The 16,940-nt window shown below is 71.0% G+C and carries 17 protein-coding genes; 10 read left to right on the top strand and 7 right to left on the bottom strand.

The window, feature by feature from the left end; all coding sequences use genetic code 11:
• On the bottom strand, window positions 1–814 hold an 814-nt coding region (locus B0675_RS39265), incomplete at its 3' end, for a LysR substrate-binding domain-containing protein (protein WP_081224551.1).
• Between the two features lie 68 nt (window positions 815–882).
• Between B0675_RS39265 and B0675_RS39260 the strand changes: the two genes are divergently transcribed.
• The 5 genes from B0675_RS39260 to B0675_RS39240 all read left to right on the top strand — a co-directional run bounded on the left by B0675_RS39260 (window position 883) and on the right by B0675_RS39240 (window position 6,228).
• Window positions 883–1,773, top strand: coding sequence for an NAD(P)H-binding protein (locus B0675_RS39260; protein WP_081224550.1), 891 nt, complete (start codon window positions 883–885; stop codon window positions 1,771–1,773).
• A 179-nt stretch (window positions 1,774–1,952) separates the two neighbouring features.
• Window positions 1,953–2,345, top strand: a complete 393-nt coding sequence (locus tag B0675_RS39255) for a helix-turn-helix domain-containing protein (protein WP_081224549.1) — start codon at window positions 1,953–1,955, stop codon at window positions 2,343–2,345.
• 172 nt (window positions 2,346–2,517) lie between these two features.
• On the top strand, window positions 2,518–2,796 hold the full coding sequence (locus B0675_RS39250) for an ANTAR domain-containing protein (protein WP_081224613.1): 279 nt from the start codon (window positions 2,518–2,520) through the stop codon (window positions 2,794–2,796).
• Window positions 2,797–2,871: 75 nt separating this feature from the next.
• A complete protein-coding gene (locus tag B0675_RS39245) occupies window positions 2,872–4,452 on the top strand; it encodes an FMN-binding glutamate synthase family protein (RefSeq protein ID WP_107482993.1) in 1,581 nt (526 codons plus the stop codon).
• A 48-nt stretch (window positions 4,453–4,500) separates the two neighbouring features.
• Window positions 4,501–6,228, top strand: coding sequence for a thiamine pyrophosphate-dependent enzyme (locus tag B0675_RS39240; RefSeq protein ID WP_081224547.1), 1,728 nt, complete (start codon window positions 4,501–4,503; stop codon window positions 6,226–6,228).
• An 18-nt stretch (window positions 6,229–6,246) separates the two neighbouring features.
• Here the strand turns inward: B0675_RS39240 and B0675_RS39235 are convergent, their stop codons facing one another.
• The 4 genes from B0675_RS39235 to B0675_RS39220 all read right to left on the bottom strand — a co-directional run bounded on the left by B0675_RS39235 (window position 6,247) and on the right by B0675_RS39220 (window position 9,504).
• Window positions 6,247–7,242: an iron-containing redox enzyme family protein gene (locus tag B0675_RS39235; RefSeq protein ID WP_081224546.1), complete on the bottom strand. Its 996-nt coding sequence runs from the start codon at window positions 7,240–7,242 to the stop codon at window positions 6,247–6,249.
• Entirely contained in the window at window positions 7,239–7,448 is a 210-nt protein-coding gene (locus B0675_RS39230) for a CDGSH iron-sulfur domain-containing protein (protein ID WP_081224545.1), read from the bottom strand. The genes B0675_RS39235 and B0675_RS39230 overlap by 4 nt, the downstream gene beginning before the upstream one ends.
• Entirely contained in the window at window positions 7,432–8,100 is a 669-nt protein-coding gene (locus B0675_RS39225; protein ID WP_081224544.1) for a HemK2/MTQ2 family protein methyltransferase, read from the bottom strand. The genes B0675_RS39230 and B0675_RS39225 overlap by 17 nt, the downstream gene beginning before the upstream one ends.
• 252 nt (window positions 8,101–8,352) lie before the next feature.
• Window positions 8,353–9,504, bottom strand: a complete 1,152-nt coding sequence (locus B0675_RS39220; RefSeq protein WP_241540197.1) for a PP2C family protein-serine/threonine phosphatase — start codon at window positions 9,502–9,504, stop codon at window positions 8,353–8,355.
• A gap of 458 nt (window positions 9,505–9,962) precedes the next feature.
• Here B0675_RS39220 and B0675_RS39215 point away from each other — a divergent pair, with 458 nt between their 5' ends.
• The 5 genes from B0675_RS39215 (at window position 9,963) to B0675_RS39195 (ending at window position 13,192) form a co-directional block, all read left to right on the top strand.
• Window positions 9,963–10,307 carry a hypothetical protein gene (locus B0675_RS39215; protein ID WP_081224542.1) on the top strand — a complete coding sequence of 115 codons (345 nt, stop codon included), beginning with the start codon at window positions 9,963–9,965 and terminating at the stop codon, window positions 10,305–10,307.
• A gap of 121 nt (window positions 10,308–10,428) precedes the next feature.
• Window positions 10,429–11,394 (top strand): LLM class F420-dependent oxidoreductase, encoded by a 966-nt coding sequence (locus B0675_RS39210; protein ID WP_081224541.1) that lies wholly within the window; start codon window positions 10,429–10,431, stop codon window positions 11,392–11,394.
• 48 nt (window positions 11,395–11,442) lie between these two features.
• A complete protein-coding gene (locus B0675_RS39205; protein ID WP_081224540.1) occupies window positions 11,443–12,114 on the top strand; it encodes an HAD family hydrolase in 672 nt (223 codons plus the stop codon).
• A 215-nt stretch (window positions 12,115–12,329) separates the two neighbouring features.
• A complete protein-coding gene (locus B0675_RS39200) occupies window positions 12,330–12,701 on the top strand; it encodes a phage holin family protein (RefSeq protein ID WP_081224612.1) in 372 nt (123 codons plus the stop codon).
• Entirely contained in the window at window positions 12,698–13,192 is a 495-nt protein-coding gene (locus B0675_RS39195; protein WP_081224539.1) for a DUF3618 domain-containing protein, read from the top strand. The genes B0675_RS39200 and B0675_RS39195 overlap by 4 nt, the downstream gene beginning before the upstream one ends.
• 174 nt (window positions 13,193–13,366) lie before the next feature.
• Here B0675_RS39195 and B0675_RS39190 read toward each other — a convergent pair whose 3' ends face one another.
• Both B0675_RS39190 and B0675_RS39185 read right to left on the bottom strand, forming a co-directional pair.
• Window positions 13,367–15,454, bottom strand: a complete 2,088-nt coding sequence (locus B0675_RS39190) for a CocE/NonD family hydrolase (RefSeq protein ID WP_081224538.1) — start codon at window positions 15,452–15,454, stop codon at window positions 13,367–13,369.
• A 71-nt stretch (window positions 15,455–15,525) separates the two neighbouring features.
• The gene (locus B0675_RS39185) at window positions 15,526–16,833 is read right to left on the bottom strand and encodes an ATP-grasp domain-containing protein (protein WP_081224537.1); all 1,308 of its coding nucleotides are present in this window, start codon (window positions 16,831–16,833) and stop codon (window positions 15,526–15,528) included.
• Window positions 16,834–16,940 lie beyond the last annotated feature (107 nt).

Here is a 16,940-nt window from a genome sequence, read left to right as displayed (position 1 = left end):
GCGAGGCCCCCTCGCCCAGCGTCTGTCTCGCGATCGCCACGAACTCCCGGACATGACGCTCGCGCCGGTCCCTGGCGACCACGACGCACACGTCGACCGGCTCGGCGTCCGTCACGGGGAGGTGCGCCAGGTCGGGCCGCGAGTAGGAGCGCGCGACGCTGCGGGGCACCAGCGCGATGCCGTGCCCGGCGGCGACGAGCTCGAACTTCTCCTCGACCGACGCCGTACGGCGCTCCCGCGCGTCGAGGATCGACTCGCCCTCCAGGTCCGCCATGAGCAGCGACGATCGACGCGCCAGCGGATGGGTCACCGGCAGGCAGACGTCCTTCCGCTCGGTGCCGACGGGGACGGCGTGCAGTCCCCGGTCGTCGAACGGCCGGCGCAGATACCCGACGTCGGCACGTCCGTCGCGCAGCGGCGCGGTCTGCTCCCACCACTTCACCTGGAGCAACTCGATCTCGACGTCGGGGTGTCCGGCGGAGAACGCCCGCACGGCCTCGGACACGTGCAGTCCGGCGGTGAACGCGACCACGAGCCGCTCCACCCCGCGGCCGATCTCGTGGACGCGCCGGACCGCCGAGTCCACGCTCGCGAGCAGCCCCGGCGCCTCCTGGCGCAATTGCTCGCCCGCCGGCGTGAGCTGCACGCTGCGGGTCGTCCGGACGAACAGGGCGCAGCCCAGCTCCTGTTCCAGCGCGCGGATCTGCCGGCTGAGGACGGGCTGCGCGATGTAGAGCTCCTCGGCGGCCCGCCCGAAGTGCCGATGCTCGGCGACCGCGGCGAAGTACCGGAGCTTGCGCAGGTCGAGATCCATACCTCAACGGTATCAATGTCCGCCGAGAGGTATTGGACGCCCGCCCGGCCCGCGCGCAGGCTGGAGTCATGATCGTCATCACGACGCCTACGGGCGATATCGGCAGTCAGGTCCTCGACACCCTCCTCCGCGACGCGAACGGGGAGGATCTGCGGGTCGTCGTGCGCGACCCCGGCAAGCTCTCCGCGTCCGTCCGTGAACGGGTCGACGTCGTCGTCGGCTCGCACGGTGACCCGGGCGCGGCCGACCGCGCCTTCACCGGAGCGGACGCCGTCCTCTGGATCGTCCCGCCCGACCCGCGGGCCAAGAGCCTCGAAGCCGCCTTCACCGGATTCACCGAAGCCGCCGCGCGGGCCTTCACCGACCACGGAGTGGGCCACGTCGTCGGAGTCTCCGCGCTCGGCCGAGGCACCCCCGCAGCGGACCGGGCCGGACTCGTCACCGCCTCCCTGGCCATGGACGACCTCGTCGCGAGCACAGGCGTGGCCTACCGGGCCCTCGCGAACCCGTCGTTCATGGACAACCTGCTGCGCCAGGTCGACGGCATCCGGGAGAAGGGGGTGTTCACCGACACCGTCGATCCCGGCCGCACGGCGCCGTCGGCCGCCACCCGGGACATCGCCGCCGTCGCCGCGGGACTGCTCCTCGACCGCTCCTGGACCGGGGTCGGCAGCGTGCCGGTCCTCGGCCCCGAGGATCTGTCGGCGAACGACATGGCCAGGGTCATGTCCGAGGTGCTCGGGCGGCCGGTGCGCTACGAGCGCCAGTCGCTCGACGAACTCGGCAGCACCCTCTCCGGCCACGGCCTCGGCGAGGCGTTCGTCCGCGGCATGGTGGACATGATGCGCGCCAAGGACGAGGGGCTCGACGCCGGCGTCCCCCGCACTCCGGACAACGCGACCCCCACCACGTTCACGCAGTGGTGCGAGGAGGTGCTCAAGCCGGCCGTCCTCGCCTGAACACGGACCACCGCTCCGGCCCTCACGCCCCCGCGTCGCCCCGGCGATCCGCGGGGGCGTTCGTGATCCTCGGAGGTAAGGGCGCTCGGCCGGCGCGCTCGCCCACCCGCATGGAGCCCGGAAACAGGAACTGGAATTCACCCTTTGCCGTGCCGGAACAATGTGTCTACCCTACGGAGATGCGTGAAGTACCCGAGTCGCACACCGGATGGACGTTCCTCACCAATCACGCGCGCGTGCTGGGCGCCATCGCCGAAGACAGCGGCACTCGCATCCGTGACATCGCCGCGCGCTGCCGTCTCACGGAGCGGGCCGTCGGAAAGATCATCGCGGACCTGGAGGAGGGGGGCTATCTCACCCACACCCGGCACGGCCGTTCGAACGAGTACCGGATCCAGGAGGGGACCACCCTCCGTCACCCGGCGGACTCCGGTCCGACCGTCGCCGACCTGCTCGCGCTGATGGCCCAGGACGGCAACGGACACAGCGGCACCCCCGCGGACGCGCAGGAAGCCCACGCGCACCGCGACAGCGCACCGATCAGGACACCGGCACCCCCCGCCGGCACCTGAAAGAGCCGGCACCACGCCCGACCCTCGAAGTCGGCTGCACGATGCCGGGATTTCTGGACAAGAGAACCAAGTGAACTGGCGCCGGACTCCCAAGACTTCGGAGGCGACGTTGACGTCCGACACGGACACGACCGAGCAGACCCCACGGCCCGCCGAAACCTCGGCGGCCGCGGTGACACGCTTGGAGGGCGAGAACCTCCAGCTCAAGCAGGCGGTGCGGTCCCACGCCGTCGTCGACCAGGCCATCGGCGTCGTCCTCGCCGTCGGACAACTGACCCCCGACGAGGGCTGGGACGCGGTGCGGGCGATCTCGCAGAACACCAACATCAAGCTGCGCCACGTCGCCGAACTGATCGTCGACTGGGCCCGCACGGGCGAACTGCCGTCCGAGATCCGGGGTGAGCTCGAGCGCCAGCTCCGGCCCGACGCCACGCCGGGGGGCGAAAGGTAAGACGCAGGGTAAGAAAAGCAGCCGGTTCCCGGAACGGGCTTTGGGGAGCGCGCTCGGGGACAGACGGACGTCGTGCTGAAGATACGTCTTGTCGTCCTGTTCACCCTGCTGACAGCGGGCGCCCTCGTCGCCGCCGTCCTCGTCTCGCCCTGGTACGCGTGCGCGGCGGGCCCGCTGCTCCTCGTCTCGGCGGTGGCCGTCCACGACCTCGTGCAGCGGCGGCACTCGGTGCTGCGGAACTATCCGGTCCTCGGACATCTCCGCTTCGCGCTGGAGGCGCTTCGCCCGGAACTCCAGCAGTACTTCATCGAGCGGAACTTCGACGGCCGGCCCTTCGACCGCGACACCCGAAGCATCGTCTACGAGCGCGCCAAGGGGACCGCGGCCGAGGAGCCGTTCGGCACCGAACTCGACCTCTACCGGACCGGCAGCGAGTACCTCACCCCGTCGATGGCCCCCTGCCCGGTACCCGAGGGCATACCGCGCGTCCGCATCGGCGGACCCGACTGCACCCAGCCGTACGACATGGCGCTCCTCAACGTCTCGGCGATGAGCTTCGGCTCCCTGTCGGCCAACGCGGTCCTGGCTCTCAACACCGGTGCCCGACTCGGCGGTTTCGCCCATGACACCGGTGAGGGCGGCCTGTCCGAGTACCACCTGCGTCCCGGCGGAGACCTCGTCTGGGAGATCGGCACGGGCTACTTCGGCTGCCGCACGGACGACGGAGGATTCGACGAGCGGAAGTTCGCCGACAAGGCCGCTCACGCGCAGGTCAAGTGCGTGTCACTGAAGATCAGCCAGGGAGCCAAACCGGGCATCGGCGGTGTCCTGCCCGGTGCCAAGGTGAACGCCGAGATCGCCGAGGTCCGGGGAGTGCCGCAGGGGCAGACGGTGACCTCGCCGCCCTTCCACCGCGTGTACAGCACCCCGCGTGAACTGATGCGCTTCCTGGGCCGCATGCGGGAACTCGCCGGCGGAAAGCCGGTCGGATTCAAGCTGTGCGTCGGCTCGCGCCGGGAGTTCCTCGCCGTCTGCAAGGCCATGCTGGAGGAGGGTGTCACCCCCGACTTCATCATCGTCGACGGTGCCGAGGGCGGCACCGGCGCGGCGCCGCTGGAGTTCGCCGACAACGTCGGACTTCCCCTCGGTGAAGGCCTGATGACCGTGCACAACGCCCTCGTCGGCGTCGGACTGCGCGACCGCGTCAAGGTCGGCGCCAGCGGCAAGGTCGCCACCGGCAGCGACCTCGTGAAACGCCTGACCCAGGGCGCCGACTACACCAACGCCGCCCGCGCCATGATGTTCGCGATCGGATGCATCCAGGCACAGCGCTGCCACACCAACACGTGCCCGGTCGGTGTCGCCACCCAGGACGAACGACGCGGACGGGCCGTCGACGTCGAGGACAAGTCCCGGCGTGTCCAGCGCTACCAGGAGGCGACGGTGAAGAGCGCCCTGCAGATCATGGCCGCGATGGGTGTCGACGAGCCGCACGGCCTGCGCCCCCACATGCTGGTGCAGCGGGTCGATCCGCACACCGTGCGCTCCTACGCCGAACTCCACGAATGGCTCACACCCGGACAACTCCTCGCATCGGTCCCCGACAGCTGGGCACTCGACTGGAAGGCGGCCCACCCGGACCGCTTCACGCACTGAAACCTCCCCCGCCGGCCAAGGGGCCGTACCCGACCGAAGGACATTCCTGTGACACGTACCGTCGCCCGTGTGATCGTCGACGCACTCAAGGAACTGGGCGTCCGGCACGTCTTCGGGGTCGTCGGGGACGCGCTGAACCCCCTGACCGACGCCATCCGCACCACGGACGAGGTGGACTGGGTCGGCTGCCGGCACGAGGAAGCCGCAGCCTTCGCCGCGGGAGCCCAGTCGCAGCTCTCGGGCACGCTCGGTGTCTGCATGGGAACCGTGGGGCCGGGCTCGGTCCATCTCCTCAACGGGCTCTACGACGCGGCCAAGAGCCGGACCCCCGTCCTCGCGATCTGCGGTCAGGTCCCGCTCGCCGAGATCGGCAGCGAGTACTTCCAGGAGGTCGACAACGACCTCCTCTTCCGCGACGTCGCCGTCTACCGCGCCACCGTCACCTCGCCCGAGCAGATGCCCCGCATGCTCGAATCGGCCGTGCGCGCCGCGTTCAGTCAGGGCGGAGTCGCCGTCCTCACGGTCCCCGGTGACCTCGGCGACCAGGAACTCGCGGAGGACCGGCCGACCCGTTTCGCCCTGGACCGCGCCGTCACCCGTCCCGACGACCCCGCGCTCGCCGAGGCCGCCGACCTCCTGAACAGCGCCTCCCGCGTCACCCTCCTCGTCGGCCGCGGCGCCCGCGACGCCCGCGCCGAGGTGCTCGACGCCGCCGAACGGCTCTCCGCCCCGATGGTGCTGACCCTGAAGGCGAAGGAGGGCTTCGAGGGCGACAACGCCTATCAGGTCGGCCAGACGGGGCTCATCGGCAACCCCGCCGCCGCGCACGCCCTCGACCACGGCGACGCGCTCCTCATGCTGGGCACCGACTTCCCGTACCGCGACTGGTATCCGAAGGACTGCAAGGTCGTGCAGGTCGACGCCCGGGAGGACCACCTCGGGCGGCGGGTCCCCGTGGACGTGGGGCTCGCCGGTGACGTCGGCGCGACACTGCGCGGCCTGCTCCCCCTGCTGAAGGGTTCCTCCGACCGCACCCACCTCGACGACGCACGGAACCGGTTCACGCAGTGGCAGGAGGGCCAGCAGAGGCTGGCCGAACCCGATCACGAACGCCGCTGGACCGGGAAGCTGCGCGCCCGCCTGGACAACCGCGACCACGAGATCCGCCCCGAGGCGCTCGCCGCCGCGGTCGACCGGTACGCCGACCAGGACGCCGTGTTCACCTCGGACACCGGCATGGCCACCGTCTGGCTCTCCCGCTTCGTCACCATGACGGGCACCCGGCGCCTGATCGGTTCCTACAACCTCGGCTCCATGGCCAACGCCATGCCGCAGGCCCTCGGCGCCCAGCTCTGGGCTCCGGACCGCCAGATCGTCGCCTTCTGCGGCGACGGAGGCCTCAGCATGCTGCTGGGCGACCTCATGACGATCAAGACGTACCGGCTCCCGGTGAAGCTGGTCGTGTTCGACAACCGGCGGCTCGGCATGGTCAAGCTGGAACAGGAGCAGGCGGGGCTGCCCGAGTTCGGCACCGAACTGGACAACCCCGACTTCGCCGCCGTTGCCACGGCCCTCGGCCTGACCGGTATCCGGGTCACCGACCCGGCCGACCTCCACGACAGCGTGCGCCGCGCGTTCGACACCCCCGGACCGGTCGTGCTGGACGTGCTGACCAACCCGGAGGAGGTGGCGGTGCCCGGCAAGCCGACCGTGTCGCAGGGCTGGGGCTTCGCCATCGCCAAGGTCAAGGAAGTCCTGTCGAGCCGCGAGAACTGACCGTCTCGGGGCTCGACGTCACGCGGCGGCGTCGAGCGGGACGCGCAGCGCGCTGCGCCGGTCCCGCCAGGAGGCCAGCAGGTGCGCGGCGAGCCGGTCTTCGAGGAGACCGGTGACCCGCACACCGAACGCGACGTCGGGTTCGAGTTCGGGTTCGTCCTCCAGGAGACCGCCGACGACGTCGTGGCGTACGACCTGTTCGTGCACGGCGTCGGCCTCGACGTGTTCGTCGTAGAAGCGCTGGGCCGCACGGCCCGCCCCCATCCTGCGCAGGGCGGTGGCCAGACGTCTTGATCCGGGGGACGAGGTCGTCTCCACGGCGGCGAAATGGCCGACCAGAGCGCCCCGCAGGGCCCGGTGCAGACCCAGCAGGGACATGAGGTTCACGGTGGCGAGCGCCTCGGCCGGAGCGGCGTCGAGGTAGTGGCCGTACTCCGTGCGCAGACCGAGGTCCGCCATGAGTTCCGCGAACAGCCGGGCGTGGACGTCCTCTTCGCGGCCGGCGCCGAACTCGTCGTACTCCACCGCCACCATGGCGGCCTTCGCGCGGCCCTGCAGACGGGGGATGACCCATGCGTGCGGATCGGCTTCCTTGAGGTGGTAGAGCGAGCGCAGGGCCGCGTACTCCTGGAACTGCCAGAGTTCGCCGTCGCGTTGGAGGTGGTGGCTGACGCTCGTGTCGTCGTGGCCCACCGGTTCCTCCAGCAGCGCGTCGAGCGCGCCGTCGGCGCTGCGGTCGACGGGCACCGCGCTGCGCAGCGCTTGAAGGAACCGCAGCTCCAGCGACCGGCGCAGGGCGAGCAGTCCGGGGTCCCACTCCCGTTCGTCGGGCACCTCGTCGAAGCCGCGGTAGTGGAGTTCGTACAGCGTGTAGAGGGTGAGCTGCAGGTCGTCGCCGTACGGGTCGGCCTCCTCCAGCCCGTCGGGCGCCGGGAGCGGGGTGCCGTAGCGCAGTGTCGACAGGAGCGGCCCCGACAGGTCGCCGCGCGCGGCCGGGAGCCAGGGGCCCTTCACGGCGTCTCCCGCTTCGGCCGGCGGCGGTGGCTGGTGTCGCACCACGGAGGGATACGGCTGCGTCGGCAGGTGCAGATCGCCGTGCGGAAGCGGCACGAGGTGTGGACCGTGCCGTCCTCGTCGACCACCTCGACCGGCCCCTCGACGAGGACCGGTCCTTCCCGGTCCACGGTGACGCGGCGCGGCCGCTCAGGCGTGCTGGGCACGGATGACCACCAACTCTTCCCGGTTGTCGTCGCGGGTCAGCAGCCCCTGGTGGCGGAGCCACCCCCGGCGTGTGCTCAGCACGGGCCCGAACGGGATGACGGCGCGGTCGGTGACGGAGGCGTCGAACCCTGCGTCTGCGAGCCTCCGCAGGGTCGCGGGGGTCCCGCAGAGGGCCGAATGGACGAGCAGGAGCACGCCCCCGCTGCGCAGCGCCCTGGGTGCCTCGTCGCAGACGCGGTCCACGAAGGCGCGGCCGTCGGGTCCGGCGTCCCAGGCCCGCGCGGGGGAGTGGCGGGGCGGCCGGCCGCCGGGCGACGGTACGTACGGCGGATTGCTGATCACCAGGTCGTACGTCCGGCCGCGCACGGCGGCGGTGAGGTCGCCCCGGCGGACGGTGACCCGCCTGCGGGCGATGAGCGCGTTGAGGCGCGTCGTGAGCACGGCGCGCCAGGCGATGTCGACGGCGGTCACCCGGGCCCCGAGTCCGGCGGCCCGCAGGGCGAGGGCGCCGCTGCCGGTGCCCAGGTCGAGCACTTGGGTGGAGGGGTCGACGCGCTCCCGTGCGAGCGCGCGCAGAAGGAGTTCCGTGTCGTCCTGCGGGGCGTAGACACCGGGCGGTGTCAGAAGCGTGCTGTGTCCGGGTGTTCCCATGGGCCATCTCCGGATCGCATGATGGTGCAAAAGGGTATGAATGCGACTCTTTGGGCGAGTGCCCCACGCGTGGAGGGCTACACGCGATCGCCGTGGCCGTTCGTCTCGGCGCGGGGCTCGGGGGGCTGGCTCTGTGGGGGAGTCCTGTGTGGCGCCGGTACCGCACGCCACACAGGAGTCGCCGACACCAGGGGTGAAGTCGGCTTCATCATTTTATCGGTGGATGGTCGGGAAGGCCGATTTTGTCCTGGGCTAGGCGGGCGCGGGCTTCCACTCCACCATCAGGATGGTCGCGTCGTCCCGCAGCTTGCTGTGCTCCGAGTCGAGGAGCCGGTGGATGAGACGGCGCAGCGTCTCGGGAGCCAGTTCCCCTCCGGCCGTCGCCCGGATGACCGAGTCGGCGAACCGGTCGAGACCGAAGAGTGAACCGTCCTGCATACGCGCCTCGGTCACCCCGTCCGTGTACAGCAGCACCCGGTCGCCCGGTTCGAGGGAGATCTCGTGCACCCTGCGCGCGGCGTCGAGCAACGTCGCGGGCGCACCCATGGGCGGGTCCGCCTCGACGGCCAACGCGCCGTCCACCAGGCGCTGGTTCCGGATGAGCAGCGGCGGCGGATGTCCGCAGTTGATCCACCGGAGCGCGCCGGTCGTCAGTTCGAGCTGGAGGAGCACGCCCGTGCAGAACTGATCCGGCAGCCAGTGGGCGAGGGCCTCGTCGACGCAGGAGACGAGCTCGGGCAGGTCGGCGCCCGTGCGGCGGGCGTTGCGGCACGCCGCCAGCGTGACCACGCTCGTCAGCCCCGAGGCGAGGTCGTGACCCATCGAGTCGAGCATGGCGGCGTGCAGGGTCGTGGCGGTCAGGGCGTGGTCGAAGGCGTCGCCCCCCACCTCGTAGGCGGGTTCCAGCACGGCGGTCGACACGACGTCCGCGTTGCCGATGGTCCGGGGCGGCAGATAGGCCCGCAGCATCTCGGCGGGCAGTTGCATGGTCTCCGTTCGCGTGCGCTGGACGAAGGTCTCCTTGTAGGCGCGCTTCGAGGTGACCATCATCGCCAGCAGGGCCGCGATCGAGCGGCTGCGGCGCAGGGTCGCCGCGTCCACCGCGTCGGAGTGCACGCACATCACGCCCAGCCGTTCCGTGCCGTCCACCAGGGGCAGCCAGACCATGACCTCACCCGTCGGGGACTCCTCGACGCGCAGGGAGAGGGTGCGGTAGGCCCAGCCCGCGAGGCAGGCGTCGATGTCGAGGGGCGTCGAGATCTCCGTCAGCGGCATCAGATGGCGCTGCTGGAGGTCCGCGAGGTACACCACGATCTGGTGCACTCCCAGGGCCGCGGCGCAGCGGTTGACCACGGCCGCGAAGTCCCGGGCCCCGACACCCGGCTCGGACAGGACGTCCTCCAGCAGCAGTATGTCGTCGTCCGGGGCCGGCACCCGATCTCCCCTCGACGCGCTCGTCATGGCATCAGTAGTCAAACACCGGGTGAGCCGGTGTGCCCGGCGGGCCGGTTGTACCCGGCCCGCCGGGTCCGGCGTGAGCGGCGTTCTCGTCGATCGGCGGACCGGACCGACCGGTGACCGACGACATGCTCGTCCCCCTGCGGGGTACTCGCGCCGGACGCCCAGCTGTCCCCTGCCCTCCCGAGGAAGTGAGAACGCCGTGACCGCCGAGAACGCCGAGAACATCGTGAACGCGCACTCCGTGCCCGGGCGGGCGACGCTGGGAGAGGCGGCCCCGGCCTGGAGCCGTGCCGTGACGCCGCCGAACGAGTGACGGCAGACCAGGCGTGCGGGCCCGCCCACGCGCCACACCTCACCCGCCTCGGCAGAGCCGTACCCGAGCAGAAAGGAGAGTGACCCTCATGGTCACCGTGTCCCTCACCGGAGCGTCCAAGGAGGACGCAGCCACCGTGTTCGGCGTCCTGCGGACGGCGTTCCCCACCGACCGGCCCGCGGAGGACGCACTCCAGGAGCGGCCCGGCGAGCAGCACGCCGTGTGGACCGCCGAGTTCGAGCCGACCGAGGAGCGCATCCCCACCGGCCCCACCCCTCTGGAGGGCAGCGTCGCGGCCACCCTCCAGGGCGGTTACGTCGCCGTCGACCGGCTCTGTGAAGCACTGGGCGGCTCGTTCACCGTGCAGGAGCAGGGCTCGGCCTCCGGAGACCAGGAGAAGGAGGTCGACCTGCGGCTCGGGACCAAGCGCTAGGTCGGGGGCCCGCGGACCCGTCCACGCGACGCAGACACGGGGCGGGGGCGGACGTCCGGCCCGCCCCGCGACCGGCACGCGGCCCGCCCCGGCGGCGCCCCACCACGAGGAGGAGAGCGGCATGGTGCAGATCGGGTACACGATGATGACGGAGCAGGCGGGCCCGCGTGAGCTCGTCGGCCATGTGGTCGGCGCCGAGCGCGCCGGCTTCGACTTCTCCGTCATCTCCGACCACTACTTCCCCTGGCTGGACTCCCAGGGACACGCCTCGTACGCGTGGAGCGTTCTCGGCGCCGCAGCGCAGGCCACCGAGCGCATTCCGCTGATGACGTACGTGACGTGCCCGACGACCCGCTACCACCCGGCGGTCGTCGCGCAGAAGGCCGCCACCGTGCAGCTCCTCTCCGAAGGGCGCTTCCGCCTCGGCCTCGGCTCCGGCGAGAACCTCAACGAGCATGTGGTGGGCGGAGGATGGCCCGCTGCCCATGTCCGGCTGGAGATGCTGGAGGAGGCGGTGGAGATCATCCGCGCTCTCTTCGCCGGCGGGAACGTCAACCACCACGGCGCCCACTTCGACGTCGAGAACGCCAAACTGTGGGACCTGCCCGACGCGCCCCCGCCGATCGGAGTCGCCGTCTCCGGAGACCGCTCCTGCGAACTGGCCGGTCACCTCGCGGACCTGGTGATCGCCACGGAGCCGAGGCCCGAGCTGATCTCCGCGTTCGAGAACCACGGCGGCGCGGGCAAGCCCAAGGTCGGCCAGCTGCCCATCTGTTACGACACCGACCGCGACGCGGCCGTCGCCCGCGCCCACGACCAGTTCCGCTGGTTCGCCGGCGGCTGGCCGGTCAACTCCGAACTGCCCGGCCCCACCGCGTTCGCGGGCGCCACCCAGTTCGTACGGCCCGAGGACGTGGCCGAGTCCATCCCCTGCGGCGACGACGTCGAGGCGGTCGTGGAAGCCGTACGGCCCTACGCCGAGGCGGGGTTCACCGAGGTCGCGCTCGTCCAGATCGGCGGCGACCAGCAGGAACCGTACCTGGAATGGGCCGAGCGGAAACTGCTGCCCGCCCTGCGGCACCTGTGAGCGACGAACCGGGAACGGCACATCACTGAGAGGGCGAGGACACCTGCGATGAGCACGAAACGCGCCGCGATCTTCGATGTCGACGGGACGCTCGTCGACACCAACCACCTCCACGTGGTGACGTGGTGGGAGGCGTTCCGGCAGGGTGGACACCGCGTGCCCATGCGCGAGATCCACCGGGCCGTCGGACTCGGCAGCGGCGACCTGATCGAGCACCTGCTCGGAAAGGACCGTGACACCGGGCAGGACGACCAGTTCGTCGCCGCCCACCACGCTCTCTACGCCACGTACTTCGACCGGCTGCCCGCCCTCGACTCGGCGCGCGAACTGCTGCGCGCGCTGGCCGGCCGGGGCTGGGAGATCGTCCTCGCGACCTCGGCGAGCGGCGCGGAACTCGCGGCGCTGCGGCAGGCGATCGGGGCCGACGACGTGATCCTCGGGGCGGCCAGCGCGGACGACGTCGAGGACGGCAAACCGGCGCCCGATCCCGTCGCCCGGGCGAGGGAACTGGCCGGAGTGCCGAGCGACCGGGCCGTGTTCGTCGGCGACACCGTATGGGACATGAAAGCCGCCGCACGGGACGGCGCGACCCCTGTCGCGGTCCTGTCCGGCGGAATCCCGCGGGCGGACCTGGAGGAGGCCGGCGCCCGCGCCGTCTACCGCGACGCGGCCGACCTCCTCGACCGCCTCGACACCAGCGTCTTCGCCGACCGGGAGTGACCGCGCGGCGACGAATGCGGGCGGATCGTGAACGACCGGCGATCGGGCTCCTGAAGTGCCCGGATCGGGGTACCCGCTCTCAGACCGAGTGCCGGAACACCACGAGGTGTTCGGGTCATGGCCGAGGAAACGGGCAGGAGGTGATCGCCGTGTCGAGTGCGCGGCCGCAGGTCGAGGGGATCGACGAGCAGACACGGGAGTCCGGGTCGCGTCAGGTGGGTGAGCTGGTGCAGCAGGCCTCGCAGCAGCTGACCGAACTGGTGCGGGGCGAACTGCGCCTGGCGCAGGCGGAGATGCAGGAGAAGGGCAGGCGCTACGGCAAGAGCGGCGGCCTGTTCGGTGGCGCCGGAGTGGTCGGCTTTCTGACGCTGGAGGCCCTGGTGGTCACGGCGATCGCCGCCCTCGCCGTTCCGCTGCCGGTGTGGGCCGCGGCGCTGATCGTCACGGCGGTGCTGGGCGTCGTCGCCGCGGTGCTGGCCCTGAACGGCAGGAAGCAGGTCCACCGGGCGGCACCGCCCAAGCCTGAACAGGCGATCGAGAACGTGAAGGCCGACGTGGCCGAGATCAAGAGGAGTGCCCACCGATGAGCAAGCCCTACGACGGCGAGCAGACCGCCGCCACTCCCGAGGAACTGCGCGAGCAGGTCGAGCAGACCCGCGCCGAACTCGGGGACACCGTCCAGGCGCTCGCCGACAAGGCCGACGTGAAGGCCCGGGCCAAGGAGAAGGGCGCCCAGGCCAAGGAGAAGAGCGGGGAGGTCGCCGAGCAGGCCGCGGCCAAGGCGGCCGAGCTGAAGGACAAGGCGGTCCTGGCCGCCCACTCCGTCCAGGACAAGGTGCAGGACAAGCTCCCGGACCCCGTCAAGGACAAGGCGGCCCAGGCCGCCGTACAGGTTCGCGACACGGCCCGGGACACGGCCGCGAAGGCCGGCCGCGTCTGGGACGAGAAGGCCCCCGAGCCGGTCCGCCACCAGGCCTCCGAGGGCGCGCGCGTCGCCCGCGACAACCGCAAGCTGCTGATCACTGTGGCCGGTGCGGCGACCCTCGCCTGGCTGGTGATCCGCCGCAAGAAGGCGTGACCACGTCCTCGGACGTACGGAAGTCCCCCTGCCCACGTGGGCAGGGGGACTTCTTCGTCGGTGGGAGATCCCGGACGCGGGTCCAACGCCATCGGCCGAGCGCGTACGTACGGGGTCCGGGGCCCGGGGCGGCCGTCGAGCCACCCCGGGCGCCGGACTCGGCGCTCCGCCGGACTAGAGCAGATCCCTCGGCACCCGCTCGTTCCATGTCCGGGAGAACACGCGCTTGTCACCCTCGTAGCCGTCGAGGGTCGCGTCGACGAAGAACTCGCCCGCGTCGGAGGTGAGTCGGGTGCGGGTCTCCACGCGGACGTCCCACTCGTCCCGGCGGAACCTCATGGTCCACGCGGATTCCCCGCTGACCGAGGTGAAGTCCTCGGCCACGGACCGGTACCGCTCCTCGGCACGCAGACCGACGTCGAGACCGATGTCCTCGATACGGACCAGGCCGCGGTCCTTCACGATCTCCAACTCGGCTTCGTAGCCGACGAGATCGCGCTTGACCTCCCAGCGTTCCTCCCGCGGTGACAGCTGGGTCGACGCGATCGGCGGCGCCCCCTCGGGTTCGCCGAACGGACTGACCGGCATCTCGTCGGGTTCGTCCGTCGGCCGCACCGGCAGACTCAGGGTGCTGGCGTGCGCGTACACGCTGAGGAGGGCCGGCTTCGGCGGCGGCCAGGCCATGGGCCAGTACGAGGTCGAGAGCGACAGCCGGATCCGGTGACCGGGCGGAAACGCCTGGCCGACACCGTTGAGCTGGACCTTCGCCCGGTAGCGGCGCCCGGGCTCGACGGGCTCGGGCGTGTCCGTGCCGCCGAGCCGGGTGAGGTTCAGGATGCCGTAGGAAACACGGGTGGCGCTTCCGTCGGGACTCACGTCGGACAGCCGCGCCGCCACCATGCCGACGGGTTCGCTGATCGTGAGGTCGAGTTCGACGGTGGGGGATCCGAGGATCTCCAGCCGCTCGGTCAGCGGATCGCTGTCGAAGACGAGTGAACCGCCGTCCTCCTCGCGCTGGTCGTACGGCAGGTCGGGCGGCGCGTTGTAGGAAGCCCATTTGCCCGCGAACTGGCCCACCGAGAGCGGGGACTGCACGGTCACCGGTGCGGGCTCGACACCTCCTGCCCGCTCGCCGACCGCACCGGACTCGCCCTTCGCGCGGCTGTCGCCGTTCTCGCGGCTTTCGAGGGGGCTGCCGATGCGGTGGGGCGCGAGCGGGTGCGTGACCTCCCGGATGTGCGGTGACGGCCAGGTGGGCTCGCCGACCCAGCGACCGGGCCGTTCCTCGTACGACGTGGACGGCGGCACGCTCTCCTGCATCCAGGTGCGCAGCATCGGGCCGTCCATCACGCCGTTGTCCACGCCCTTGAGCCAGTGGTCCCACCAGCGGACGACCTCCTGGAGGTAGCCGATGGCCGGACCCGGCTCGCCCAGGTGGGGGAACTTGTGGGACCAGGGGCCGATCAGCCCCTTGCGCGGCACGTCCAGATGGCCCAGCAGACGGGTCACCGCGTTCGAGTACCCGTCGGCCCAACCGCTGGAGGCGAGGACCGGGCAGCGCACCGCCCCGTAGTCCTCGCAGACCGACGCGTGCCGCCAGTAGTCGTCACGGCGCTGGTGGCGCAGCCATTCGAGCACCCACGGACGGGTGTGCTCCATCCGCTCGTGCCACATCGCGCGCCAGCGGTCCCCGACGATCGCCGGGTCGGGCGGACAGGTGCCGTACGCGAACATCGTGCCGGCCTCGGCCAGGTTGTCCGAGAGCAGGGCACCGCCCATGTAGTGCATGTCGTCCGCGTGCCGGTCGTCGGTGAACGACGCGATGACGATGCCGCGCAGGCTCGGCGGCTGCCGAGCCGCGACCTGGAGCGCGGCGAAGGCGCCCCACGAGATGCCCATCATGCCGGTGCCGCCGTCGCACCAGGGCTGTTCGGCCAGCCAGGCGAGCACCTCCTCGGCGTCCTGCTGCTCCCGCTCCAGGTACTCGTCCCTCAGCACCCCCTCGGACTCGCCCGTGCCGCGGATGTCCACGCGGACGCAGGCGTAGCCGTGGCCCGCGATGTACGGGTGGTGGATCGAGTCGCGTACGGCGCTGAGGTCGCGCTTGCGGTACGGGATGTACTCGAGCACCGCCGGCACCGGTTCGCTGTCCGAGGAGGTGGGGCGCCAGATCCGCGCCGACAGCTCCACGCCGTCGGACATGGGGATGGCGACGTGCTCCTCTTCCTTGGTCGCATACGGCAGTTGGGTCACGAAACGCATGTGCTGGTGTTGCTCCTTTCCTCGCCGTGCCCGGGGCTCGTCGGGCCGGTCGTGGTGACCGCGGCCGACGGTCAGCCGTTCTTCTCGTCACGGCCGCCCGGCGCCGTCTCGTCGAACGTCATTCCGAGAGCGGCCACGCACCGGTCGTACTTCTCCCGGAGTTCCTCCTCGGTGTCACCACCGGTGAAGATGTGGGCCAGCTCGTAGCTGTAGCTGTCCTGACCGGGCAGGTCCGACAGACGCGAGCCTTCCGAGGGCACGATGTCGATGCGCGTACCCGGTATCTCACGCTCGATGCGGCGCAGGTCGTCCGGGGTGGGGACGTTGTGGACGACGCCGTCGGCGAACCAGCGGTGGTACCACTTCGCGGCCATGGCGTAGCGGCCCGCCCGATGGGGCATCCGGGGGTCGCGGCCGAGGGCCAGGCTGACCATGCAGTGGTGGTTGGGCACGCCGTCCACGTACTGGAAGAGTTCGGCGTGCGACTGCGAGTGACGCGGGTTGATCTCCAGGAGGCTGATCCGGCCGGTGTGCGGGTCGTAGAAGTACTCGACGCTGAAGGTCGCCGCCTCCATGCCGATCTGCTCCATCACGCGCCGCGTGACGTCGTGCAGTTCCTTGATCGCGGGCTCGGGGAGTGTCGAGGGGTACTGATGGCGCAGGAAGCAGGAGGAGCCGGGGTAGTTGATCGAGTCCAGCGCGCCGTAGACGGTGACCTCTCCGTGGTCGACGTAGCCCTCGACCGCCACCTGGATGCCCGACATCTCCTCCTCGGCGAGACACACCTCGCCACCGACCCCGTCCATCTCCGGCGGCAGCGCGAGGCGGTCGAGTACGTACTCGAAGGGGCGGCCGACTCGCGACATGCCGTCCCGGATGTCCGCCACCGCCTCCTCGAACTCGGTCATGTCGTCGACGCCGAAGGCGAGTTCCGACGAGTAGGAGAGCGCGGGCTTCAGCCACATCGGGAAGCTCATGCCCTCCGGAGGGGACGGCTTCTCGGTGCTCAGGTCGACTTGGCCGAAGCGCGGGTGCCGGTCGGTCACCTTCTCCTGTTCGAGCCTGCTCCAGTACTTGTGCTCACACTTGACCACCGATTCCAGGCTGGTGCTGCGCGTGCCGTACCGCTCGGCGAGCATGGGCACGAGGGTGCTGACGGGGAAGTCCCAGTAGCCGACGATCGCGTCGATCGTCCCGTCGAACGCGTCGAGCAGCTTCTCCGCCTTCGCCAGCAGGTCGGCCACCGACACCTCACCGCCCTGCAACTCCTCGATGGTCAGCAGCGGATGGAACGTCAGCTCCCTCGCGTTCGGCACCTCGCTCAGGGTGGGCAGGTTCGCCTCGTCCAGACCGATCACGAATATGTTCTTCTTCGGCACGTCGTTCCTCTCGGCAGGCGGTTCGTGAAGGCCTCGGGGTACCCATGGAGATCTCGGACATGCGGAGGATTCATGGGTGCGGGCGTTCTGAGGCACTGATCACGTCC

This window comes from Streptomyces sp. M41(2017) (assembly GCF_002078175.1).
In the GTDB taxonomy this organism is placed as follows: Bacteria; Actinomycetota; Actinomycetes; order Streptomycetales; family Streptomycetaceae; genus Streptomyces.
This window is presented reverse-complemented; position numbering and strand designations above follow the sequence as displayed.

What these genes read in the sequence shown, in the direction of transcription:
- B0675_RS39215 (WP_081224542.1), top strand. Translation starts at nt 9,963, where the DNA reads ATGGTCACCGTGTCCCTCACCGGAGCGTCCAAGGAGGACGCAGCCACC.
- B0675_RS39205 (WP_081224540.1), top strand. Translation starts at nt 11,443, where the DNA reads ATGAGCACGAAACGCGCCGCGATCTTCGATGTCGACGGGACGCTCGTC.
- B0675_RS39255 (WP_081224549.1), top strand. Translation starts at nt 1,953, where the DNA reads ATGCGTGAAGTACCCGAGTCGCACACCGGATGGACGTTCCTCACCAAT.
- B0675_RS39195 (WP_081224539.1), top strand. Translation starts at nt 12,698, where the DNA reads ATGAGCAAGCCCTACGACGGCGAGCAGACCGCCGCCACTCCCGAGGAA.
- B0675_RS39190 (WP_081224538.1), bottom strand. Translation starts at nt 15,454, where the DNA reads ATGCGTTTCGTGACCCAACTGCCGTATGCGACCAAGGAAGAGGAGCAC.
- B0675_RS39260 (WP_081224550.1), top strand. Translation starts at nt 883, where the DNA reads ATGATCGTCATCACGACGCCTACGGGCGATATCGGCAGTCAGGTCCTC.
- B0675_RS39210 (WP_081224541.1), top strand. Translation starts at nt 10,429, where the DNA reads ATGGTGCAGATCGGGTACACGATGATGACGGAGCAGGCGGGCCCGCGT.
- B0675_RS39225 (WP_081224544.1), bottom strand. Translation starts at nt 8,100, where the DNA reads ATGGGAACACCCGGACACAGCACGCTTCTGACACCGCCCGGTGTCTAC.